This is a genomic window from Spongiimicrobium salis (genome assembly GCF_043678055.1).
Taxonomy (GTDB): domain Bacteria; phylum Bacteroidota; class Bacteroidia; order Flavobacteriales; family Flavobacteriaceae; genus Spongiimicrobium; species Spongiimicrobium salis.
On record NZ_JBHEQA010000002.1, the window covers coordinates 102661 to 127013 of the forward strand.

Annotated in this window: 24 protein-coding genes; 19 read left to right on the forward strand and 5 right to left on the reverse strand. The window is 38.5% G+C overall.

Annotated features, from left to right (window positions below):
* Complete coding sequence (panB, locus tag ACEXOE_RS09840; RefSeq protein WP_394748605.1) at positions 1 to 819, reverse strand: 3-methyl-2-oxobutanoate hydroxymethyltransferase; 819 nt, start codon at positions 817 to 819, stop codon at positions 1 to 3.
* Positions 820 to 930: 111 nt separating this feature from the next.
* On the opposite strand from panB, the gene ACEXOE_RS09845 reads away from it, so the two are divergent.
* Together ACEXOE_RS09845 and ACEXOE_RS09850 are read left to right on the forward strand one after the other, a co-directional pair.
* Positions 931 to 1386 (forward strand): nuclear transport factor 2 family protein, encoded by a 456-nt coding sequence (locus tag ACEXOE_RS09845; RefSeq protein WP_394748606.1) that lies wholly within the window; start codon positions 931 to 933, stop codon positions 1384 to 1386.
* Positions 1387 to 1390: 4 nt separating this feature from the next.
* Positions 1391 to 2359, forward strand: a complete 969-nt coding sequence (locus ACEXOE_RS09850; protein WP_394748607.1) for a 3-keto-disaccharide hydrolase — start codon at positions 1391 to 1393, stop codon at positions 2357 to 2359.
* 18 nt (positions 2360 to 2377) lie between these two features.
* Here ACEXOE_RS09850 and ACEXOE_RS09855 read toward each other — a convergent pair whose 3' ends face one another.
* Positions 2378 to 2992, reverse strand: coding sequence for a hypothetical protein (locus ACEXOE_RS09855; protein ID WP_394748608.1), 615 nt, complete (start codon positions 2990 to 2992; stop codon positions 2378 to 2380).
* 242 nt (positions 2993 to 3234) lie between these two features.
* Between ACEXOE_RS09855 and dnaK the strand changes: the two genes are divergently transcribed.
* Positions 3235 to 5148, forward strand: coding sequence for a molecular chaperone DnaK (dnaK, locus tag ACEXOE_RS09860; RefSeq protein WP_394748609.1), 1914 nt, complete (start codon positions 3235 to 3237; stop codon positions 5146 to 5148).
* Positions 5149 to 5261: 113 nt separating this feature from the next.
* Positions 5262 to 6185, forward strand: coding sequence for a hypothetical protein (locus ACEXOE_RS09865; protein ID WP_394748610.1), 924 nt, complete (start codon positions 5262 to 5264; stop codon positions 6183 to 6185).
* 28 nt (positions 6186 to 6213) lie between these two features.
* Here the strand turns inward: ACEXOE_RS09865 and ACEXOE_RS09870 are convergent, their stop codons facing one another.
* Positions 6214 to 6603, reverse strand: coding sequence for a VOC family protein (locus ACEXOE_RS09870; RefSeq protein WP_394748611.1), 390 nt, complete (start codon positions 6601 to 6603; stop codon positions 6214 to 6216).
* A gap of 26 nt (positions 6604 to 6629) precedes the next feature.
* Positions 6630 to 7268: an alpha/beta hydrolase gene (locus ACEXOE_RS09875; RefSeq protein ID WP_394748612.1), complete on the reverse strand. Its 639-nt coding sequence runs from the start codon at positions 7266 to 7268 to the stop codon at positions 6630 to 6632.
* Positions 7269 to 7349: 81 nt separating this feature from the next.
* Here ACEXOE_RS09875 and ACEXOE_RS09880 point away from each other — a divergent pair, with 81 nt between their 5' ends.
* The 10 genes from ACEXOE_RS09880 to ACEXOE_RS09925 all read left to right on the forward strand — a co-directional run bounded on the left by ACEXOE_RS09880 (position 7350) and on the right by ACEXOE_RS09925 (position 17819).
* A complete protein-coding gene (locus tag ACEXOE_RS09880) occupies positions 7350 to 7772 on the forward strand; it encodes a PaaI family thioesterase (RefSeq protein ID WP_394748613.1) in 423 nt (140 codons plus the stop codon).
* 1 nt (position 7773) lies between these two features.
* Positions 7774 to 8883: a chorismate-binding protein gene (locus ACEXOE_RS09885; RefSeq protein ID WP_394748614.1), complete on the forward strand. Its 1110-nt coding sequence runs from the start codon at positions 7774 to 7776 to the stop codon at positions 8881 to 8883.
* 43 nt (positions 8884 to 8926) lie between these two features.
* Positions 8927 to 10681: a 2-succinyl-5-enolpyruvyl-6-hydroxy-3-cyclohexene-1-carboxylic-acid synthase gene (gene menD, locus ACEXOE_RS09890; protein WP_394748615.1), complete on the forward strand. Its 1755-nt coding sequence runs from the start codon at positions 8927 to 8929 to the stop codon at positions 10679 to 10681.
* A gap of 41 nt (positions 10682 to 10722) precedes the next feature.
* Positions 10723 to 11064, forward strand: a complete 342-nt coding sequence (locus ACEXOE_RS09895; RefSeq protein ID WP_394748616.1) for a DUF2853 family protein — start codon at positions 10723 to 10725, stop codon at positions 11062 to 11064.
* Between the two features lie 90 nt (positions 11065 to 11154).
* A complete protein-coding gene (locus tag ACEXOE_RS09900) occupies positions 11155 to 11985 on the forward strand; it encodes a CvfB family protein (RefSeq protein ID WP_394748617.1) in 831 nt (276 codons plus the stop codon).
* Between the two features lie 192 nt (positions 11986 to 12177).
* Positions 12178 to 12783, forward strand: a complete 606-nt coding sequence (locus tag ACEXOE_RS09905; RefSeq protein WP_394748618.1) for an SPOR domain-containing protein — start codon at positions 12178 to 12180, stop codon at positions 12781 to 12783.
* Complete coding sequence (gene menA / locus ACEXOE_RS09910) at positions 12784 to 13692, forward strand: 1,4-dihydroxy-2-naphthoate octaprenyltransferase (protein ID WP_394748620.1); 909 nt, start codon at positions 12784 to 12786, stop codon at positions 13690 to 13692.
* A gap of 32 nt (positions 13693 to 13724) precedes the next feature.
* On the forward strand, positions 13725 to 14480 hold the full coding sequence (locus ACEXOE_RS09915; RefSeq protein WP_394748621.1) for a LytR/AlgR family response regulator transcription factor: 756 nt from the start codon (positions 13725 to 13727) through the stop codon (positions 14478 to 14480).
* A 669-nt stretch (positions 14481 to 15149) separates the two neighbouring features.
* Positions 15150 to 17114 (forward strand): sensor histidine kinase, encoded by a 1965-nt coding sequence (locus ACEXOE_RS09920; protein WP_394748622.1) that lies wholly within the window; start codon positions 15150 to 15152, stop codon positions 17112 to 17114.
* 24 nt (positions 17115 to 17138) lie between these two features.
* Entirely contained in the window at positions 17139 to 17819 is a 681-nt protein-coding gene (locus tag ACEXOE_RS09925) for a metal-dependent hydrolase (protein ID WP_394748623.1), read from the forward strand.
* On the opposite strand, the gene ACEXOE_RS09930 is transcribed toward ACEXOE_RS09925, so the two are convergent.
* A complete protein-coding gene (locus ACEXOE_RS09930) occupies positions 17820 to 18614 on the reverse strand; it encodes an SDR family oxidoreductase (protein WP_394748624.1) in 795 nt (264 codons plus the stop codon). It lies immediately after the preceding gene.
* Positions 18615 to 18662: 48 nt separating this feature from the next.
* Between ACEXOE_RS09930 and ACEXOE_RS09935 the strand changes: the two genes are divergently transcribed.
* The 5 genes from ACEXOE_RS09935 to ACEXOE_RS09955 all read left to right on the forward strand — a co-directional run bounded on the left by ACEXOE_RS09935 (position 18663) and on the right by ACEXOE_RS09955 (position 24336).
* A complete protein-coding gene (locus tag ACEXOE_RS09935) occupies positions 18663 to 19715 on the forward strand; it encodes an o-succinylbenzoate synthase (RefSeq protein ID WP_394748625.1) in 1053 nt (350 codons plus the stop codon).
* Positions 19706 to 20638 (forward strand): CPBP family intramembrane glutamic endopeptidase, encoded by a 933-nt coding sequence (locus ACEXOE_RS09940; protein WP_394748626.1) that lies wholly within the window; start codon positions 19706 to 19708, stop codon positions 20636 to 20638. Before ACEXOE_RS09935 ends, ACEXOE_RS09940 begins: the two co-directional genes overlap by 10 nt.
* On the forward strand, positions 20622 to 21695 hold the full coding sequence (locus tag ACEXOE_RS09945; protein ID WP_394748627.1) for an AMP-binding protein: 1074 nt from the start codon (positions 20622 to 20624) through the stop codon (positions 21693 to 21695). The genes ACEXOE_RS09940 and ACEXOE_RS09945 overlap by 17 nt, the downstream gene beginning before the upstream one ends.
* 97 nt (positions 21696 to 21792) lie before the next feature.
* Positions 21793 to 22212: a TonB-dependent receptor plug domain-containing protein gene (locus tag ACEXOE_RS09950; protein WP_394748628.1), complete on the forward strand. Its 420-nt coding sequence runs from the start codon at positions 21793 to 21795 to the stop codon at positions 22210 to 22212.
* A gap of 6 nt (positions 22213 to 22218) precedes the next feature.
* Positions 22219 to 24336 (forward strand): YfbK domain-containing protein, encoded by a 2118-nt coding sequence (locus tag ACEXOE_RS09955; protein ID WP_394748629.1) that lies wholly within the window; start codon positions 22219 to 22221, stop codon positions 24334 to 24336.
* Positions 24337 to 24353: the final 17 nt, after the last annotated feature.

Here is a 24353-nt window from a genome sequence, read left to right on the forward strand (position 1 = left end):
TTAGTATTGCTCCTCATCATTAGGGAAATCCCTAGTTTTAACATCGTCTACATATTGTGAAATGGCTTTGCCCATTTCTTCATAAAGATTCATATACCTCCGTAAAAAACGTGGATTGAATTCTTTGGTAATGCCCAAAAGGTCATGTATGACCAATACCTGTCCGTCTACACCATTTCCTGCACCTATCCCAATAACCGGAATGCTGATGTTTTCGGCAACCTCTTTGGCCAAGGCGGCTGGTATTTTTTCCAGCACAATACCAAAACAGCCAATTTTTTCCAATAATTTGGCATCTTCTATAAGTTTCTTAGCCTCTTTTTGTTCTTTGGCCCTCACAGTATAGGTTCCAAATTTGTAAATGGATTGGGGGGTTAAACCTAAATGCCCCATTACAGGGATTCCTGCATTTATAATGCGTTTTACGGAATCTTTAATTTCGGACCCTCCTTCTACTTTAATGGCATGAGCTCCACTTTCTTTCATGATGCGTATCGCAGAGCGAAGGGCCTCCTTGGGATCACTTTGATAACTTCCAAAAGGGATGTCCACCACGATCAAAGCGCGTTTTACTGCCCTAACCACGGAAGAGGCATGATAGATCATTTGGTCAAGCGTAATGGGAAGCGTGGTTTCATGTCCCGCCATTACATTGCTGGCAGAGTCTCCAACAAGAATGACATCTACATTGGCCGTATCCACCACAGTGGCCATGGAGTAATCATAAGCGGTGAGCATAGAGATTTTTTCTCCATTTTTTTTCATATCCACGAGGGATTTTACAGTAACTCTCTTGTATTCCTTTTTTGCTACGGACATATGTTGTGGTAATTTTCTAATTGGGCGATAAAAATAAGGAGTATTTTTTAATATTGGCTTTACGGATGATTTTTATAGTATTTTAGTCCTGAAATCAAAAAAACAAATATCATGAAACACATGCTGATCATCGTAATCTCTTTAATGGGCATCATAGGAAATGCACAAACCGAGGAACAATTGGTGCAAAATACTGTGACTACCTTCTTTGATGCATTTCATGCACAGGATTCTACGCAATTAAAAACCATGATGTCCGAAGATATGGTTTTACAGACCATTGGAAGAAATAAGGAAGGAAAACCCGCAGTGATTCATGAAGACTATCATAAGTTTTTGGCCTCTATTGTCAGCATTCCCGAAACTACGAAATTTGAGGAACGCCTTACTTCTTTTGATATCAAAGTAGATGGCCCTATGGCCAATGCATGGGTGGGATATGAATTTTATGTGAATGAAAACTTTAGCCATTGTGGGGTTAATTCCTTTCAATTGTTTAAAGATGAAGGGAAATGGAAAATCATATATTTGGTAGATACCAGAAGAAAAAAGGGATGTAAATCATAAGAGTATGATTAAAGAAGTAAACACGATGCGGAATACATACAAGTTGACCATTTTGGTACTATTACTTGTAGGGATGGTATCTCCAGATGGGGTTTATGGTCAGGATAAAAAAGATTTGGAGGGGCGTTGGAATTTAACCATTGCCCAAGAAGGGAAAGAGCTTCCTTCCTGGTTGGAAGTAACCCATTCCGGGAGGAATACACTAGTAGGAAGATTTGTATATGCCTTTGGGAGCGCCAGGCCTATTGGCAATGTGGTGTATGAAAAAGGCGAATTTCGTTTTTCCATACCCCCGCAATGGGAACGAGGTGGGCGGAAAATGGATTTTAAAGGAAAGATCACGGCCAAGGGCCTTGCAGGAACCATGATTTATGCCGATGGAAAAACCTATTCTTGGACAGCGGTGCGCGCCCCAAAACTAAAACATACCAAAAGACCCGTATGGGGGAATCCCATTACTTTATTTAATGGGAAAGACCTTAGTGGATGGAAAAGCACTGGAAAAAATCAATGGAAGGTCCAGAATGGGATATTAAAAAGTGCCGAATCGGGGACCAACATTTATACCAAAGAAACCTTTAATGATTTTAAATTGCATGTAGAGTTTAAGTACTCCAAGAATGGAAATAGCGGCATTTATTTAAGAGGGCGGTACGAAGTTCAAATTACCGATAACAAAGGCGAAGACCCTTCTTCTACCAAGTTTGGAGGAGTTTATGGTTTTTTATGCCCCAATGAAATGGTAGCCAAGGAAGCTGGTGAATGGCAATCGTATGATATTGTTTTGATCGGTAGACGTGTCACTGTTATTGCCAACGGGGTTCCTATTATTGTGGACCAGATCATTCCTGGAATAACAGGGGGCGCTCTGGATAATGATGAAGCGGCTCCAGGGCCTATTTTGATCCAGGGGGATCATGAACCCATTGAATTGCGTAATATTGTGTTGACACCTGCCATAGGGGCAAAATAATAAGAGTGGGATATCGTATTACTTTAACTTAATTTTTGGATCATCTATATAGGCAGAATCAATAGCTACTAGCCGATCTAGAAGGGCACCGAAAAGCTCAAAAAGTGCCAATAAGCGTTCTTTTTTCTTAATGACACCTGTAGATTGAAAATAGATTTGATCCACTTTTTTTGGGAATTTTGGACCTAACCAACCCGCATTGTTTCTAATCTCCAGATAGATATTAGGCTGTTTTATGATCATTTTTTTAAGCGGATTGTCCCGCAATAGAAATTTGATTTTTTGCTCGTTATTTCCCTTGATGATATAATGGTCGTCAAAATAAGCATCATTGATTTGAATATCCTGCATGCCGAAAAACTTACCTATGGAAGAAAAAAAGTTCTCCCGGTAAATTTTAAATCGAAGTTGGTCCTTATTGATAAAAGGAACTCGTATTCTGGTATAGGTGGTAGAGGTATTTCCGGTACTTTCTGTAAAGGTATCCAGTAAAATTTCCCATTCCCCATAGGCATATCGAAGACTATCCCTATCCCAAAAGCCACCTTCAATAAAGTCCCCGCCAATATCATTGGCGATCTGAGACCAGATTTCTTTTTTTGAAGGACCAAAAAGCCCTTTTAATATTCCCATAGCTAAGCTCTTGTTTGAAATGAACGCAAAATAACAAATCTAAATGGTTTTGAAGAATGCCCTGACATTCCCTTTTGTCATACTTTTGGGTGTTGATATGACCTTGTAGACGGGATTTGAGCGCGTATTTTCTTTCAATTTTAAGAATTATGACATCATGTCAGTTTTTTGGTATTGGCATATTGTTTGTCTTTCAGTTATCGTCTAGAACAAAAAATACAGCATTAATTTAAATAGATAAGATGAGTAAAATTATAGGAATAGATTTAGGAACAACAAACTCTTGTGTGTCCGTAATGGAGGGTAATGAACCTGTTGTAATTCCAAATGCGGAAGGAAAACGTACCACTCCATCTGTTATTGCCTTTGTAGAAGGTGGTGAGATAAAAGTTGGAGATCCTGCCAAAAGGCAGGCCGTGACCAACCCGCATAAAACTATTTATTCTATAAAGCGTTTTATGGGGAACAAATTTTCGGAATCCAGTAAGGAAGCGGAAAGAGTTCCTTATAATGTGGTAAAAGGCGATAACAATACTCCAAGAGTAGATATAGATGGGCGTTTGTATACCCCACAGGAATTGTCTGCAATGATTCTTCAAAAAATGAAGAAAACGGCAGAAGATTATTTAGGGCAAGACGTTACCCGTGCGGTAATTACGGTACCTGCCTATTTTAACGATGCACAAAGGCAAGCGACAAAAGAAGCTGGAGAAATTGCAGGACTTACTGTTGAGCGTATTATCAACGAGCCTACTTCTGCTTCCTTGGCATATGGTATGGACAAGAAGGATACGGATCAAAAGATCGTTGTTTTTGACTTTGGAGGAGGAACCCATGATGTTTCTATCTTGGAATTAGGAGATGGTGTTTTTGAAGTATTGTCAACTGATGGGGATACGCACTTAGGTGGAGATGATGTTGATCAGAAAATTATAGATTGGTTGGCCGAAGAATTTAAGAAAGACGAAAGCATTGATCTTCGTGACGATGCCATGGCCTTACAGCGTTTACGCGAGGCTGCTGAGAAAGCTAAGATTGAATTGTCTTCTTCTGCCCAGACAGAAATCAACTTACCTTATGTTACTGCAACGGCAACAGGACCGAAGCACTTGGTGCGAACCTTATCTAGAGCTAAGTTTGAGCAGTTGATCGAGGATTTGGTAAAACGTACCATTGAACCTTGTCAAACAGCTTTGAAATCAGCAGGTCTTTCTAAGAGTGATATCGATGAAATCATCCTGGTAGGTGGTTCTACAAGAATCCCTGCAGTACAGGAAGCCGTAGAAAAATTCTTTGGAAAGAAACCTTCCAAGGGAGTGAACCCAGATGAGGTAGTGGCCATTGGAGCGGCTATTCAAGGAGGTGTATTGACCGGAGATGTGAAAGATGTTCTATTATTGGATGTTACACCATTGTCCTTAGGAATTGAGACTATGGGGAACGTAATGACCAAATTGATCGAGGCCAATACCACAATACCCACAAAGAAATCACAGGTCTTCTCTACTGCAGCAGATAATCAACCATCGGTTGAGATCCATGTACTTCAGGGAGAACGTCCTATGGCGGGAGACAATAAGACCATTGGTCGTTTCCATTTGGATGGCATTCCGCCAGCACAACGTGGAACACCTCAAATCGAAGTTACTTTTGATATTGATGCAAATGGTATCATTAAAGTTTCTGCAACAGATAAGGCTACCAATAAATCCCAAGATATCCGTATCGAAGCGTCTTCTGGATTAACAGAAGAAGAAATCAAGAAGATGAAGGCGGAAGCGGAAGCTAATGCAGAATCGGATAAAAAAGCCAAAGAAACAGCAGATAAGTTGAATGAAGCAGATGGCATGATTTTCCAGACCGAAAAACAATTGAAAGAGTTTGGGGATAAGTTGTCCGATGAGAAAAAGAAACCTATCGAAGAAGCTTTGGAAGAACTGAAGAAGGCTTATGAAACTAAAGATGTTGGAGTGATTACTCCCGCTTTAGAGAAAATCAATGAAGCTTGGAAGGTAGCTTCTGAAGAAATGTACAAAGCTCAGGCTGAAGCACAGCAGGCTCAAGGTGGAGCACCAAACCCAGAAGCGGCAGCCAATGATGCCGGCGCTACAGAAGGGGATAATGTGGAAGATGTAGATTTCGAAGAAGTGAAATAATATCGAATGATAATTATATCATAATATAAAAAAAGGAGCGGTTTTACCGCTCCTTTTTATTTTTGCCATCAATTTTGTTTTTTAAATGTAGGAATATAAGGTAATTTTGGATTATGGAAAAAAACTACGATGTCAATTTTTTGTGGACTTTTGTACTGTTGTTGACCCATACAACCGTATTGTTTTCCCAAGAACTCAAGGTCTTCGGATTGGAAGATTTTGACCTCAGGGGCAAAGTGAAGACCTGTCTGGTAATTACGGACTATGGGAAAGAAGAATTTGATTTTAATGAAGAAGGCTTACTTACAAAATCTGTTACCCGATACAGCGACGCAGACTATGACATTACCTATTATAAGTATCAGCATGGATACTTATTGGAAAAACGCTTGGAAAGTTATAGGGATGGCATTTTTGACAAAAACACCTCTATTGCCAATAGCTACAGTTTAGATACCCTGCTTACGACCAAAATCACAGAAAAAATCATATCCTATAACAATGAATTTCTGGACCAATACTACTATGTCTATGATGAACAGGATCGTCTTGTAAGCATCCAACGAAACAATAACGATGGTCTGGATGAAACTAAAGTGACCTATAGCCACCTAAAAGGGGAAACTACGCAAACCTATAGCCTCAATGGAGTAATCTTAAAATCGATTCGTACGTCTGTCAAGAAAAAAGGGGGAGAAAAGCAGCGTACTGTACTTACTAAGGAGTTTTTAGAAGGAGAGCCCTTGAAAGCGCAAGAGCAATTGTTTGGAGGCAATAAAGAATTACTTATGGAAGTCACTTTTAGATATGACACAGAAAAAAAGCAATTTGCTCCGGAACAAACAAAAAGTTTTAGCTATACTGATCAAAATGTAATTTCTGAGGTTATTATAAAAACGGGCAACACTACAGCTAAAAAGAAGTACATTCATCAATTTGATGATAGCCTTAGTACAAATTGGATAAAGCAGATCATTACGCCAGAAAATAGTTATGTAACCCGAAGGATTACCTATTACGAAGAAGAGGAAGAATAGGTGAAATGGGATTTTTTAAGGAAAAGTTTTATTTGGGTTCCAATAAATCCCAAGTATTCCCATAGAGATCTTTAAATACGACGACCCTACCATAAACTTCTTCCCTGGGGCTTTCTAAAAATTCAACGCCCTCTTTCTGCATCTGTGTATAATCTCCCCAAAAATCATCGGTATATAAAAATAGAAATACACGACCGCCTGTTTGATTGCCAATGGCAGCTTTTTGCCTGGCATCGTTTGCTTTTGCCAATAGAATTCCAGAGCCTTCCGAACCTTTAGGACGAATGACCACCCATCGTTTTCCATCGCCTAATGCAGTATCTTCATGGAGGATAAAGCCAAGTTTAGTGGTATAATAAGCAATGGCTTTGTCATATTCATCCACTACCAAACTTAAAAGCGCAATACGTTGTTTCATTCCATCAGATTTTTTACACCATATTTTTACTGTAGTAAGGTAGGTATTAGTTCTCTTTTTACTTCATGGGCTCCTTGGAATGTAATATGATGCACTTCGCCTTTAAATAGCGTATTGGTTTTTTTTACTTCAAGGGCATAACGTTCTTTGGTGATATATGGATCCTTGTCGCCAACTACGGTAATGACTTTCGTATTGTTTTCTTCAAGGAAAAGGAAATCCTCAGGAACAAGTTCATTGGGAATACTTCCTGAGTATAAAACAAGATGTGTACATCTAAATTTTTTCTTCGCAACCCAGCGAGCGGCTATGGATACCCCTTGGGAATACCCAAAGATGACAAGTTTGCAATGTTCGGGTATGGCCTCGTTATTCCGGACGGCTTCTAGATATTCCAAAACATTATGTATTTCTGTTTCTGTATTTTCTTTGGTCAGCCAGCTGGCTCCAATATGGGTATAGGTGTCGTTGAGATAATATTTTGAAGGGGCCTGTGGAGCAATAAGATAATTCTCTTCTTGAGGAAGTTGATCAAAATAGCGAAGAAAATACCGACTCAGATAACCTATCCCATGCAGAACGATCCATACATTTTTGGTGGTTGGAAGCAAGGTATTTCGTGTGGAGTACGAATTGGAGGTAGCGTAAGTGATCTGTTTTTCCATGAGCTAAAATATCTAAAATCAATTTCCAAAGTAATGACTTTTGTTGCACTTGGAATGCTTAATTTTACAAAAAATACTTCCATGAACGATTTTAAAGAAAAAATCCTAAAAATATGTAATGATACCTGCAAAGGAACCTTAATGGAAACCTTGAATATAGAATATATTGATGTGGGTGAAAACTATTTAATAGGTAAAATGCCCGTAACGCCTAGAGTGCATCAACCTGATGGGGTATTGCATGGGGGGGCTATGGTCGCATTGGCAGAAAGTATTGGGAGTGCCGCATCCTATATTTTCCTAAATGCGCAAGAATCCTATATCAGAGGAATTGAAATTGCCGCAAACCATGTAAAGAGCATTCGGGAAGGAGAGGTGTTTGCTAAAGCAACGATTATCCATAAAGGGAGAACCACACAGTTGTGGGATATCAAGATAACGGACGCGGAAGAAAATTTGATCTCTGTATGTAAGCTTACTACCATTGCCTTGCCAAAAAAATAATATGTTTCCCCAAGTATTACAAAAAGCAAGAGTACAGTTTGCCAAAGAATTACCTTTTGTATTGTACAGACAGCCGGGCGCCGACGAAGTTACCCTAATGGTACAACAAAATTCCGATGTTCATAATGTAGATACTTTTGATGAAACGGGCTTTGTTTTTGCCCCTTTTGATGATAAGCAACCGCCTATTCTATTGCATCCAGATGAAGTTTTTAAGGAAAAATACGAAAATAGAAAGACTAAGGAGTCCTCTAATAGTTATGGGCTAGAGGAAACGCTGCAAGCAAAAAGAAAGCACATGGACTTAGTGCAAAAGGCCGTTGCCCATATTGCAAAGGGCGATTTTAAAAAGGTGGTACTATCCAGAAAAATTGAAATTCCCTGTGACAAGTCGGCAATCGATTTATTTGAAGCTTTATTGCATCACTACCCGCAGGCCTTCTGTTATGTATGGTATCACCCAAAAATTGGGTTGTGGTTAGGTGCTACACCCGAAGTCTTGACTCAAATTAAGAACCGACGCTTAACCACGATGTCTTTGGCGGGTACCAAGGAGTTTTCTGAAGGGAAAGTACCGCAGTGGGGAACAAAGGAATTGGAAGAACAGGCTTTGGTTACTTCCTATATTTCGGATGCTTTATGTAATGCGGTATCCCACTTAAAAGTTTCCGATACGGAATCGGTGCGTGCGGGGAATTTATGGCATTTACGAACCGCTATTTCTGGAACGGTAATAGGGAATGGCATTGCCCCTGTGATACATGCGTTACACCCAACGCCGGCAATTTGTGGATTGCCCAAAAAGGATTCCAAACAATTCATTCTGGAAAATGAGGGATACCAAAGAGGGTATTATACTGGTTATTTGGGCGAACTCAATTTTAAGGAACGCAAGGATAGGTCGGTTTCTCGAAGAAATCAGGAACATAAAGCGTATGGTATGATCAGTAAAAACAGCCAACTTTTTGTGAATTTGCGCTGTATGCAATTGAAAAATGGAAAAGCTACAATCTATGTAGGAGGCGGAATTACCCAGGCTTCTATAGCGGAAAAAGAATGGGAGGAAACCATTGCAAAAAGCAAGACCATGTTGAAGATTATTTTTAATTAAGATAGTTTGGGTTTAGAAAGACTTGCGTTGTATTTTTGTACCAATGAACTACTCTAGTATCCCGTTGGCCCAAGCCGTTGTACACCATTGTAAGGTTAAGGGCATAAGGAATATAGTTATCTCCCCCGGTTCACGAAATGCGCCGCTGATTTTGGGATTTTCGGAAGATTCTTTTTTCAAGTGTTTTAGTATTGTTGATGAACGCTGTGCCGGCTTTTTTGCTTTAGGCCTGGCACAACAACTTCAGAGCCCCGTAGCTCTGGTATGTACCTCGGGAAGTGCCCTTTTAAACTATTATCCAGCCGTTGCGGAAGCTTTTTATAGTGATATTCCCTTGCTGATACTTTCTGCAGATCGCCCCGGCTATAAAATTGATATTGGAGATGGGCAAACCATAAGACAAGATGGTGTCTTTGATCGTAATATAGCCCTTTCCGTGCATTTGAAACAAGATGTGTCACATGCAACGGAACGCATAAAAAGATATCAAAAAGAGCTCTTGGCGGATTTCTCCTTGGAGGAGCTGCAGAATGAAATACAAAATGAGAATGACAGTTTGTTGAATCAAGCATTCAACAAAGCTCTGGAAGATCGGGCTCCTGTTCATGTTAATATTCCTTTTGAAGAACCGTTGTACGATCAAATAGCTACCCCCTCTGTGGTACCCGTGGTTACTTTCCCAGAAGAAGTAGGGCAGGTGGAAATACCAGATTTGGAAGACTATGCCAATATCTGGAACACGGCAAGCAAAAAGCTTGTTCTTATTGGAGTCAATCATCCAAATACGGTAGAACAACAATTTTTAGATGAACTGGCCGAAGACCCGTCCGTTATTGTAATGACAGAGACAACATCAAATTTACACCATCCCAATTTTTTTCCGAGTATTGATAGTATCATTGCCCCGTTGGAAAAATCTTCCGATAAAGAGGAACTATTTCAAAAACTACAACCAGATGTTTTATTGACTTTTGGTGGATTATTGGTTTCTAAAAAGATAAAGGCTTTTTTACGATTGTATGCGCCCAAACATCATTGGCATATAGACACCAAGAAGGCATATGATACTTTTTTTTGTCTTTCCCATCATTTTAAAATAACCCCTAATAGCTTTTTCAATCGCTTTCTAAGTCTTTTACAAACGGTAGAGAGTAATTATTTTACCTATTGGAACAGGGTGCGCGATGCCTACGAACTGGAGCGGGTAAAATATATTGCGGAAATTCCATTTTCAGATATGAAGGCGTTTCATAACATCATTGCCAAAATACCAGAACAGTACCAACTACAATTGGCCAATAGCTCTACGGTGCGTTATGTGCAATTGTTTGATTTAAAGTCTTCCATACGTGTTTTTTGTAATCGGGGAACCAGCGGTATTGATGGGAGTACGTCAACAGCGATAGGCGCATCCCTTTATGATAAGGAACCCACACTATTGCTCACGGGCGATCTCAGTTTTTTTTACGATAGCAATGGACTTTGGAATAGCTATATAAGGTCAGATTTTAGGGTCATCTTGATCAATAACGGTGGTGGTGGTATTTTCAGGATACTTCCGGCAAATAAAAAAGCCGAAAATTTTGAAACTTACTTTGAAACCACACATCATCTGGACGCAGAACAATTATGCAAGATGTATAATTTGGAGTATATCAGTGTGAGGGAAGATGAAGAATTGACTAGGGTACAGTCCAATTTTTATGAAAAATCGGAACGTGCAAAACTCCTGGAAATTTTTACTCCAAGATTAGTCAACAATAAAATTTTGCTTAATTACTTTGATTTTATATCTTAGGGGGTGTAAAAAACTATAAATTAAAAAGAACACTTAAAATTATGAGCAAAAGAGATGAACTGATTGAAAAATATGCCTCTGATTTAAAAAATAAAATTGGGGAAACGCCAGACATGGACTTATTGACAAAAGTAACGATTGGTTGTGGCCCATCAATCTACAACAGAGATGCTTCTACAGTTTCAGGTTCCGATGAAAAAGAATTGGAAACCGTAAAGAATAATTTCTTGATCAAAAAATTGGGTCTTAGCGATGGTCCAAAGTTGATGGAAGGGATTAATAGCGTTATTGCGAAGTATGGTTCGTCCGAGAGAAATAAATACAGAGCGGTTGTATATTATTTGCTTACCAAACATTTTGGAAAGGAATCCGTATATAACTAGAAAGAACAAATTAATAGCATAAAAAAAGCCACTCAATATTGAGTGGCTTTTTTATGTGATGTCCACTAAAAATAAATGTATTTTTGCAGCATGATAGCATTGGGAAAATACAATACGCTAGAAATACTTAGAAGTACTAGTGTAGGACTCTTTTTAGGCGATGGGGAGGGCCATGACGTTTTATTGCCAAATAAGTACGTGCCCAGAACCTATGAGATTGGGGAAATGTTGGAAATTTTTTGTTACCTGGACTATGAAGAAAGACCTATAGCCACGACGCTAAAACCGCATATACTAAGAAATAGCTATGCCTTGCTCAGAGTTGTTGATGTTAATGAGATAGGGGCATTCATGGATTGGGGGTTGGAAAAACACCTCCTGGTGCCCTTTAGGGAGCAACGATCTAAAATGCAGGAAGGCCAATCCTATGTGGTCTATTGTTATTTGGATGAAGAAACATTTCGTTTAGTAGCATCCAATAAGCTCGATAAGTTTTTGGATAAAGAAGCGGTGTCCCTTAAAGAAAGGGATGAGGTTGATCTTATCGTTACCAGGAAGACCGATTTAGGATGGGAGGTCATTATTAACAATAGTCATAAAGGCTTGGTTTTTAAGAGTGAAGTTTTTAGAACTCTTGCTATTGGAGATAAATTAAAAGGTTATGTCAAAAATATTCGGGAAGATCAAAAAATTGATGTTTCCCTAGAACCTATCGGAACAAAAAAATTAGAACCGATGGCCCAAAAGATTTACGAAGAATTGCAAAAAGAAAATGGGTTTTTATCATTACATGACAAATCGGACCCAGAATTGATCAAGGAGCGCCTCCAAATGAGTAAAAAGAACTTTAAAAAAGGAGTGGGTACCTTATATAAGGCTAGAAAAATTGTTATTGAACCCAATGGAATACGTTTGATTTAAGAAGACGTCAAGAAAAATATGAGTTATAACAAATTGATTTTTAATGTAATACAATAATTTTGAAAGTGTTGTGTTTTAGTTTAAAACAGATCATACGTTATTTTTTTGACATATGTTGTTAATTTTTCATAAAGTTATTTTTTTTTATTTACATTTACAGCTAAAGCACCCCTAACAACATCATTTTAAGATATGCCATTTATAGAAGAAAGCGATTTGCTGGAATTACACAAAGATGTGGACAAAGCACAGATTATCAATGAGCGACTTTTAGACCAAATAAAATACAAAAACAAGGAATTGAAAAAGCATAAAATTCAACGCAATATATTTGCAGCTTTTTCAACCTTATTTCTTATCGGAGCCATCGTAGTAGTGGCATTTGCAGCAGGATTTACCAGTAATAATTCCAATCAATTCGATGAAACCGCATTTCAACTGGCCTCAAAGGATTCTTTGGATGCGATTTACAAACGTATGGGGAACTTAAAACTTAAAAATGAAGAATTGAGTTTGGTCAACGAATTTTATTTGGCAAAGAAATTCCTGAATAAGGAAACCGTATATTCAGTGCAGGTGAAGTCTTTTATTGAAAACAATGTAACCTTAGCCTCAGAGGCCCTGACAAATACAATGTTCGTAAAGACCAACCCTTTTTATTCCTATTCTTTAGGAAATTTTGAAACCTTGGAAGAAGCACAGTCTTTTAGAAAACAATTGGTTGCCATGGGCTTCGATGATTCTTTTGTGGCTTCCTACAAGGATGGAAAACGAATCAAAATAGAAGCATCACATTAATTGGAGACTTTTAAAGCGTGGATAAACGCAGCTAGATTACGTACCTTACCTCTTTCTATCTCAGGAATTTTAGTGGGATCGGCCTTAGCCAATTTCAATGGATATTCCAGTGTCGCCATTTTGATTCTGGCCCTATGCACTACTATTGGTTTTCAGATTACGTCCAATTTTGCAAATGACTATGGAGATGGTGTTAAAGGCACGGACAATGAAGATAGGATTGGACCTAAAAGAGCCTATCAAAGTGGATTGTTGTCTGGGAAAGCCTTGAAAAAAGGAATTTACATTTCTATTGGTATTACGATGTTGCTGGTTATTGTCCTGGTATACATCGCTTTTGGGGTTGAAAACTTTTGGTACGTATTAATTTTTCTGGCCTTGGGCCTTTTAAGTATTTGGGCCGCAATTCGGTATACCGTTGGTTCTTCGGCTTACGGTTACAGGGGCTATGGCGATATTTTTGTTTTTGCCTTTTTTGGAATTTTAGCAGTTTTGGGAACGCAGTTTTTGTATATGAAAACCTTGATGCCAATCTCAATTTTGCCGGCTATTGCCATCGGCGCCCTTAGCACCGGAGTACTGAATTTAAATAATTTGAGGGACTGGCAGTCCGACACAAAATCAAATAAGAATACCTTGATCGTAAAAATGGGGTTTCGTAAAGGAAAGCAATATCATTATCTATTATTGATTACCGCTTTCGTATGTACATTGACCTTTATGGTCTATACATTTACAGATTGGATACACTTTATTGGCCTTCTGGCGTTTGTGCCTATTTTCGTTCATTTTCTTCGTGTTTTTAGAGTAGATAGTCCTTCTTTATTGGACCCGGAGTTAAAGAAACTAGCGCTTAGCACGTTTTTATTGGCAATATTGTTTTACTTTAGTTATAATAATTTTTTGTAATTTTGAAATTAACCATCTAAAACCTACCGACTTTGGAGCAGCCTATTAAAATCCTTATTGTTGAAGACAATGTTATTATTGCAGATGATATGCAATCGATGTTGGAAGAGATTGGATATGAAATCGTAGATAATGTAATCGTTTATGAACAAGCTGAGGAAGTTCTAAAAACGAAACATGTTGATTTAGTTCTTATCGATATCATCTTGGCATCGGACAAGACAGGAATAGACTTAGGGAAACACATCAGAAAAAACTACAATATTCCTTTTATTTTCGTTACCTCCAATTCCGATAGGGCTACGGTTGAAAATGCTAAAATGGTGAAACCCAATGGGTATTTGGTAAAACCATTTGAGCAACAAGATTTGTATACCTCTATAGAAATTGCACTATCCAATTTTAATTATGCTGAAAAATCAGGGGTCACGCATAGTGATGAAGGACAGGAAGATAAATTAATGTCCAATTCTGTATTGAAAGATTCCATCTTCGTAAAAAAACAGCATTTGTATTATAGGATTCAATTTGGGGATATCCAATTTATCAAGGCAGATAATGTATATCTGGAGGTAAATACGATCGATAAGAAATTTTTGGTGCGATCTCCTTTAAAGGATTATCTGGAAAAACTTCCGCAAGACAAATTTTATAGGGCGCACAAATCCTATATCGTAAATGTAGATCATATTGACGCCATAAATTCTAAGGATATCATGATCAACAATACCTTGATTCCGATATCCAAAGATTTCAAAGAGTTTATTATTTCTGCAATGAACTCCTAAAAAAACAATTAGAAAAAACTACAAGACATTTCTTCATTTATTACCAAGGGAATCTTATAAACAGATATTTACACCTGGTTTATAGGATGTACTGTGTTTTGATGCGACCCATTTCTCGTAAACAAACCTTCCTTTGATTGCGGTGTTTTTCGAGATTTGTATGAATTTTATAGTTAAAAAAGGGCCTTTGAAAACCCAAAAAAAACGATGAAATACATCATTGAAGAAATGAGCCTCTTTTCACAACATATTTCGGATGTTACACAACAATATCCTAGACCATTGGATTCAACATGATATATTTGAAGTGTAAAAGCTAAGACCCAAATCTTATCATTTTCATATAGTGTTCATTAAAAAGGCTGTGCGTAACCATGCACAGCCTTTTTGATTTTAAAGATCAAAATGGCAATACTAAATTCCTACTGTGAAGGGCACAATGAGAAGGAAAAGCAGTATTTTAGTACGCACTTACTGTAAACAACAAATCAAATGATGAACACCAAAAATGAAATTATGACGGCAACTGCTCTAGCACCTAGGAATACATCAAGGAATGGAAATTTCATCCCTGGAAGAATTGTATAATGTAATCGAAATTGTAAATGACATCATACTACATTATTCAATAAACCAGTGATTCGATTTTTTTTACCTCGTTATACTATCATGAAAAAACAACCTACGAAACCGATTCTTTTTTTTCTCTTGTTTGTATCCTTGACGGTTGGCATAACAGCTCAGACGACCCCAGAGGAAGATACAAAACTAAAGAAGTTCCAAAATATTGACAAAGCCGAAGAAAAGTTTACCTATTTTTTCGAAACCGATAACCGCTATGACGATAATTCGGGATACGATTGGTTGGAAACTGTCAATGTCTACATAAGTAGTTCCCGAAAGATAAAGGATAGTTTGGGAATTCGGAATTACGATTTGATGCGCTCCCAGATATATTACGACCTGGAAGAATTTGATAGAAGTCTTGCTATTGCCAATGAACTTTATAAGGAAAAGGACAAGTTGGATTCCCTAAAGAAGATTACGCTCTTTAACATAATGGATCGCAACTATGGGGAAATAAAAATCTATGATAAACAGATTGAGATACGGGAAGAGAAACAGCAATCTGGCTTAACGGACGATGTTGTTTTGTATGATATCTATTCCAATTTAGGGCTTCATAGGGAAGCTATGAAGAATTATATCAATGCGGAAAAGAAAAATATCACGGAGAAAGATATGTTTGCCCAAGCCAAGTATCGCAATGATATTGGAAATTACTTGAGACTGGATAAATCTACTGCTGTGGCCCTGGATCATTATGTTGAAGCAAGAGGGTTTCTAGAGATTTATATGGGCGATGTTACTTCGGATAAAACGGAAAGTGATGTGGTTAAAAGTAAATTGTTGAGCGGGGCCATTTCCGGAAACTTTGGGAAATGCTATGTTCAATTGAACCAATATGAAGAGGCCATCCCATATTTTGAAGAGGCTATAGATATTATCCGTAAAAACAATAAGAATACCAATTCCAAAGACCTCATCGAAAGTACCTTGGGATTGGCGGAATGCTACCTTCAAATCGATAATCTAAAGAAAGCCAAAATGTATTTGGATCAGCCTTTCAGTTTGGGGAAAGTAGCCCAAAGAATGCAATACAATACCCTCTTATCTATTTATTATGATAAGATTGCAGATTTTAGAAATGCGACTTTTTACCTGAAAAAGAACGCTAGAATCCAAGATTCCTTAAATGATAGTGATTTTAGAACCAAGCAACAACGTTTGGATGTCGTTTTGGTGCAATACGATTTAGAGAATACCAAGAAAAGAATTGGAGAGCAACAACTGGAAATAGAAAAGTCCAAGAATGAACTTGTTGAAAACGAGGAAAGGATCAACTTGGTATTTATTTCATTGATATTTACCTTGCTAGGCTTTGCAGGTCTTGTATATGCATATTTAAAAAGTATTAAAAATCAGCGTCTCATTGCGGAGCAAAAGCACTTTATAGAAGCTTCTCTGGTAGAGAAGGATTCTTTATTGAAAGAGATTCACCATAGGGTAAAGAACAACTTGCAAATGGTTTCCAGTTTGCTGAGTTTGCAAACGAAAAACACGCGTAGTAAAGCAGCTATTCAGGCATTGGAAGAAGGAAAGAGTAGGGTAAAGGCCATGGCATTGATCCACCAAAAACTCTATCAACACGATGACCTGTCCGTGATTGAAATGCAAGGATATATAGAAAGTCTCATCAATAGTGTACAATCTGTTTTCAAAAAAGGAGGGCATAATATTAATATTACCATCGATGCCGAAGATGTGGAGTTGGACATTGATCGCGCTATTCCATTTGGACTTATCTTAAATGAATTGGTTTCCAATTCCTTTAAATATGCTTTCCCTGAAGACGACACCAATGGAAAGATCTATGTGCACCTTCGTAAAAATAAAGAAGTGGGGTATTTTGAATACACAGATAATGGTATCGGATTGCCTGAGGATACAGATGAGCGTACAGAATCATCTATGGGAATACGTCTGATGAATCGCTTGGTAAATCAACTACAGTCTACCTTAAATGTAGATAAAACCACCGAAGGAGTACGTTTTTGGTTCAATTTTAAATAAATTCGTATTCCAAAAACACCTGTTATGAAAATTACCTTCTTAGGGCATGCGTCCCTAAAAATAGAGACTGCGTCTAAAACAATCATTGTAGATCCTTTTATTAGTGGAAACGAAAGGGCTAAGGATAAAATAAATTTAGCAACATTGCAAGCAGATTATATCTTGGTTACCCATGCGCATCAGGATCATACCTTGGATGTGGAAGCCATTGCAAAACAATCCAACGCAACCATTGTAAGTAATTTTGAAATTTCAAATCATTATCAGGCGAAAGGATTTCAAGTACATCCCATGGCTCATGGAGGGCAATGGAATTTTGATTTTGGAAGGGTGAAGTATGTGAATGCCATCCATACCTCCTCTTTTCCCGATGGTACTTATGGTGGTCAACCTGGAGGATTTGTACTCTCTATAGCAGGTAAAAATATCTATATTGCCGGAGATACCGCCCTTAGTATGGATATGAAGTTGATTCCTATGAGGACGGCATTGGATTTGGCAATTTTGCCTATAGGGGACAATTTTACCATGGGGGTGGAAGATGCTGTATTAGCCTCCGATTTTGTGGAGTGCAATACCATTATGGGCTATCACTTTGATACTTTTGGATATATAGAAATTGATCATGAGGAAGCAAAACAAAAGTTTAAGGAAGCGGGGAAAACGCTACATTTGCTGGACATAGGAGCAACATTGTCTGTTTAATTAACGCACCTTACTGCGCAAAACAAACTTGTGCAAGAACTTGGGAAAGAAGCGTTTTAAGTAAACACCCGCCACTTCTTTTTTACCGACATAGACCTCGAATTTTTTTTGCTCAATGGCCCTGATCAAACGCTGGGATAGTGCATGGGGCGTAATTCCTTTTTGAGTCGCCTCGTCGTCTGTATTTTGTGCGCTTCCATCCGCGGTCAAGGCATTTTTTGCCACATTGGTCTGCACAAAACCAGGACAGATCATGCTTACGTGGATTTGGTCTTTTTCATGTTCCATGCGCAAGACATCAAAAAAACCATGAAGGGCATGTTTGGCACCACAATATCCCGAACGATAGGGAGATCCAAATTTCCCCATGACACTAGTGACCACGGCAAAATGCCCTGAGGCCCTTTCTTGAAAATGCGGAAGTAAGGCTTTGGTCAGGGCTACGGTTCCCAAATAATTAATATCCATGAGTTTCTTATAGACCTCAAATGTGGTTTCGGCGATAAGGGATCGTTGACTAATTCCCGCATTATTGACAAGAATGTCAATAGCACCAAAAGCTTTAAGGGCAGCATCTACTTTTTGGGGCATGGCATGGTGCTCAGCAAGATCTAAAGGCACAATTTCAATGGCATCCGGAGTAAAACTTCTGCGTTTTACTTCTTCCAGTTGTGCCGTATTTCGTGCAGAAATAATAAGTTTGCATCCTCTTTTGCTCAATGCATAGGTCAACGCTTCACCAATTCCAGAAGAGGCTCCGGTAATCCATACTACCTTATTGTCAATCTTACTCATTTCTTTCTTTTTATCACTTAAAATATAACTAAATTTGATTTTAGAACAATGAAAGCGAATTATAAAAAATACATTCTCGATTTTAAAAGGCCAAGCGGCACATCAAGAGGTGTTCTGACGCAAAAAGAAACCTGGTTCATTGGGATACAGGATGGATCTCGTTTTGGAATAGGGGAGTGTGGTGTTTTGAGAAGTCTGAGTGTTGATGATCGTCCAGATTATGAACACAAATTACAATGGGTCTGTGATCATATCCATTGGGGAATGGAAAAACTTTGGAATGCCTTATTGGAATTTCCGAGTATTCAATTTGGATTGGAACAAGCATTTCTATCTTTGGCCTCAAAGGATCCCTTTGTTTTATTTCCTTCTTCCTTTACGGAAAAAGAAGCTGTGATTCCCATCAACGGCCTCATTTGGATGGGGGATGAAAATTTTATGTTAGAGCAGATTCAACAAAAATTGGAGACGGGCTTTGACTGTATTAAAATGAAGATAGGGGCTTTAAATTTTGAAACGGAATTAAAGGTATTGGCCGCTATTAGAAAAGAATATACCGCCGAACAAATTGAATTGCGCGTAGATGCCAATGGTGCTTTTGCTCCAGAAAATGCTTTGGAAAAACTAAAGGTTTTAGCAGATTTTGACTTGCATTCCATAGAACAACCTATACGTCAGGGTAATATTTCCGCTATGGCCGAACTATGTAAAAAAACGCCCTTGCCCATTGCCTTGGATGAAGAATTGATCGGTGTTTTTTCTGTAACAAAAAAACAAGAATTGCTACAAACCATACGTCCACAATACATGATATTAAAACCAAGTTTGGTAGGAGGTATTAAGGGAAGTATGGAGTGGATAAAAATGGCAGAAGAAGTACAATGTAAATGGTGGATTACCAGCGCTTTGGAAAGCAATATAGGCTTAAACGCCATTGCGCAATGGACCTATACCTTGGAAAACCCTATGCCACAGGGATTGGGAACCGGAAGTTTGTATACAAACAATATTGAAAGCCCTTTGACCGTTGAAAATGGAGCATTGTATTATGATGCCAAAAAAAATTGGAATAAAAATTTAAGTAAAGAACTATGTACGTAGAACAAGGATATAAAGGTAATATTGGAGTGTGGAAGTATTTTATCATTCCGGGCCTGTTTATTGCCTTTATGGTATTTAACTATATCGTCACCATTATGTCTGGTATGGATGTGGAAGTTGAAATGCAACGAATGATTGAACTTATAGGGAGAAATGGTGTTTTTGTGACCTTGTTGCTGCCCTTGGCGGCAGGATTGTTTGTGGTTTTGGGATGGACCAAATTGGTGCATTCGCAATCTATTACCTCTTTGACTACATCGCGCCAAAAAATAGATTGGAAACGTATTGGGTTTTCTTTTTTACTCTGGGGAGTGCTCACAGCGGCAATTACAATGACCTTCATTGTACTCTCACCAGAGAATTATGTATTTAATTTTAGACCGATACCTTTCTTGACAATGGCCTTGATCGGTATTTTATTGGTTCCTCTTCAAACTAGTTTTGAGGAATATCTTTTTAGAGGGTACATGATGCAAGGTATTGGAATCATGGCCAAAAATAGATGGGTGCCTTTGGTCATTACCTCAGTTTTATTTGGACTGATGCATTTGGGAAATCCTGAAGTTGGTAAATTGGGATATGGTATTATGGTATACTACATCGGTACTGGTTTTTTTCTGGGAATACTGACCCTAATGGACAAAGGTTTGGAATTGGCGCTGGGATTCCATGCAGCAAATAACCTTATTGGGGCACTTTTGTTGACGGCGGATTGGACTGCTTTTCAAACCGACTCTATTTACAGGGATGTCTCCGATCCTACTTTAGGATGGGACGTTTTAATACCGGTATTGGTAATTTTCCCCATACTGCTCATGATTTTTGCCAAAGTCTATAAATGGTCCGATTGGAAAGAGCGACTGACAGGAAAAGTGCTTAGTCGTGAAGAATTCTTAGACCAAGAAGATGGCGCAAAGCTATAAAGAAATACACCCAAAATTTAAATGTAACGGAACTTCCTACAATAGGGAAGAGCTAAAAGAAGTAGCCTATAGTCTGGTTAAAGAAGGAGAAGCTTACGAACAGGAAATCGGAGATTTTCTTTTGGATTGGTTGGATGGATCCGATTTAATACATGTACAGACTTCCGGTTCAACGGCATTGCCCAAACACATACGTATAAAGAAGCAACAGATGGTCCATTCTGCACTGGCTACAGGGCAGTTATTTGGACTTGAGGCTGGAACTACGGCATTGCATTGCCTGCCAAGTCGTTTTATAGCAGGAAAAATGATGTGGGTCAGGGCCCTGGTCCTAGGATGGGAAATGGATTATGTGGCTCCTTCCTCTAAACTAGATATTCGGAAACCCTATGATTTTTCTGCAATGATTCCCCTGCAATTGGAAAATGCCCTTTCCAATATCAATTACATACAGACTTTGATTGTAGGAGGAGCTCCCATGTCCATGGAATTAAGGGAAAAAGTACAAGAAAAGGACACCCTTATTTTTGAGACCTATGGCATGACAGAAACCATTACCCACATTGCCGTCAAGAAAGTAAATCACCAAAAAGCGAATGAAAATAAAGATACCTTTACTACTCTTCCCGCAGTACGGGTTGGCATAGATGCAAGAGGTTGTCTGGTTATAGACGCCCCACGAATATCCCATGCTAAAGTAGTTACCAATGATGTGGTAAGCTTGCTATCGGAAACTGAATTTCAATGGAAAGGACGCTATGACAATATTATTAATTCAGGAGGAATTAAATTGGTGCCCGAAGTCATTGAAAAAATAGTGTCCGCCTATATTTCCCAACCCTTCTTTGTTGCCGGCCTTGCAGATGATTCCTTGGGACAGCGACTGGTATTGCTCGTTGAAGGAAGTCTGGACAAGACATTATTAATGGATGAAATCAGCAAAATTTCTGCGCTGGACAAGTTTCAAAAACCCAAGGAAATCTATTGCCTTCCTAATTTTGTTCGGACTTCAAATGGTAAAATACAACGTTCAAATACCCTGAAAATGTTGTCGTAAGCGACTTCCCTCACTCAAAAATACCCTTCCCTCATTTCTTGTTTTAAGCCCTTTTTCATTGGACTAGTTTTACATCGATATAAAAAACTAGGAAATCATGAAAAACATACTATTACTTGCCGCATGGATACTTTTAGGGAATACGGTACAGGCACAAGAAGAAAAAAACGAACCCCCAAATGAGGTCGGAATAAAAAAACTTCAGCCAGTCGCTGTGAAAACAAATGGCCCTGCATTCAAAGTATATGAGTTAGAAGCTGAAAATGAACATTGGTATTCCATCCAAGATGTCTATAGTAGTCTGATAACGAAGGTGCCCAGTATTCGTATTTCAAATCAAAGGATAGGACAAACCCCTCGAATTACTATCCGGGGAGATCAAAATACCATTGTTATTGTAGATGGCATACGCTATGACGCTTCGATTTTTACAATATTAAATCCACAAGACATTCAAAGTATCAAGGTAAGCGCAGATCCGGCTGCTGCCACCTATTTTATTGCTAATCAAAACTAAAGAGAAATGAAAAAACTAATGACAATAGGAATGATGATCCTAGGGATTTTCACCTACGCCCAAGAAATGAATATTACTGGAATAGTGCAGGACCAATCTGGTCTCCCTTTGCCCGGAGTAATGGTTACGGTTACACAAACAAAAAAAACGACCCAGACCGATTTTGATGGGAACTATACTATTCAGGCGGTTAAAGGAAATACACTAACTTTTAAGTATTTGGGATTTAAAACAAAAAAAGTAAAAGTTGAAAACTCCAATACTATTCATGTAACCCTGGAAGAAGATATACAAGCCTTGGAAGAAATTGTTGTGGTAGGTTATGGCGTGCAAAGAAGAAGTTATACCACAGCTTCGGTAAGTAGCCGAGTACCTACAAAGGCCGAACTAAAGCGTAGAAAAAAGAAAGCCTATCATCAAAGTATTAGTCAGGCCCTTCAAGGAAAGGTCAGCGGAGTACAAATTTCCAACAGTTCAGGGAATGCCGGAAATGCAAATTCCATAAAGATTAGGGGAACTGCAAGTGTTCAGGATAAACAACCCCTCTATATTGTTGATGGTGTTCCGGTAAAAAAAGAACATAATGCTATTGTGGCTCAAATAGATCCCTCCACCATAGATAACATAAATGTGTACAAAAAGGCCAAGGCACGTCAGCTTTTTGGGCGCTCTGCAAGGCATGGGTGTATAGTAATCACTACAAAAAAAGGAACCTATCAAGTAGAAAATGACGAAGCCTATGCCCAAATTACAGAGAATACCTTTGAGAAGGTACAGTTGAACCCCCTTTCCACTTTTTCCATAGACGTGGACAAAGCGTCGTATAGCAATGTCAGGAGAATGATCAATAATGGAAATAGCGTTCCTGTGGATGCCGTGAAAATAGAAGAAATGCTTAATTATTTTGAATATTCCTATCCACAGCCCAAGGAACATCCTTTTTCCATAAATACAGAATTGGCAACAACGCCATGGAATACAAAAACCAAATTGGTGAAAATTGGATTACAAGGAAAAACCTATGCCAATGAAGCCTTGCCAGCATCAAATCTCACTTTTTTAATCGATGTTTCCGGTTCTATGAGCTCTCCCAATAAACTGCCCTTATTGAAATCTGCCTTTAAACTATTGGTAAATCAATTGCGTGAAAAAGATAGGGTATCCATAGTGGTATATGCAGGAGCGGCAGGAGTGGTTTTGGAGCCTACTAGGGGGAGTAATTCCGAGAAAATCATGAATGCCTTGGACCGTCTGGAAGCGGGAGGATCTACAGCTGGCGGAAGAGGAATTGAATTGGCCTACCAGTTGGCTATGGCCAATTTTAAGAAAAACGGAAATAATAGAGTCATTTTGGCGACGGATGGGGATTTTAATGTAGGAGCTTCTTCCGACAAGGACATGGAAAGTTTAATCGAGGAGAAACGAAAGTCTGGTGTGTTTCTTTCCGTTCTAGGTTTTGGTATGGGCAATCTTAAAGATTCCAAGTTGGAAACTTTAGCAGATAAAGGAAATGGCAATCATGCTTATATCGATACCATGCAGGAAGCCCAGAAAGTATTTGGAAAAGAATTTGGAGGTACCCTGTATACGATAGCAAAAGATGTAAAGATTCAGGTGGAATTCAATCCTGAAATTGTTCAGGCCTATCGCTTGATCGGTTATGAAAATAGACTTTTGGCCGATGAGGATTTTATTGATGATACCAAGGATGCCGGGGAATTGGGAAGTGGTCATAGCGTTACCGCACTGTATGAAGTCATTCCTGTTGGGGTATCGAGCAAGTATTTGAAGGATGTGGCCGATCTAAAGTATACTACTGAAAAGTCTAATAAGAATTTCTCCAATGAGTTACTTACGGTTAAATTTAGATATAAAAAGCCCGATGGGGACGAGAGTATTGAATTGACCCATATTTTAAAGAATAAGGAAGTCGTAATGTCACCCGACTTTAAATTTGCTTCAGCTGTGGCCCTTTTTGGTATGCATTTAAGAAAATCCCAATATAGGAACAATGCTGCAATCAATGATGTAATTACATTGGCAGAAGCGGGTAAGCATAAAGATAAATCGGGCTATCGCAGTGAATTTATACGCCTGGTCAAAACCGTTGAAAATAGTTTGTAAAAGAAGCGCCGAAAGGC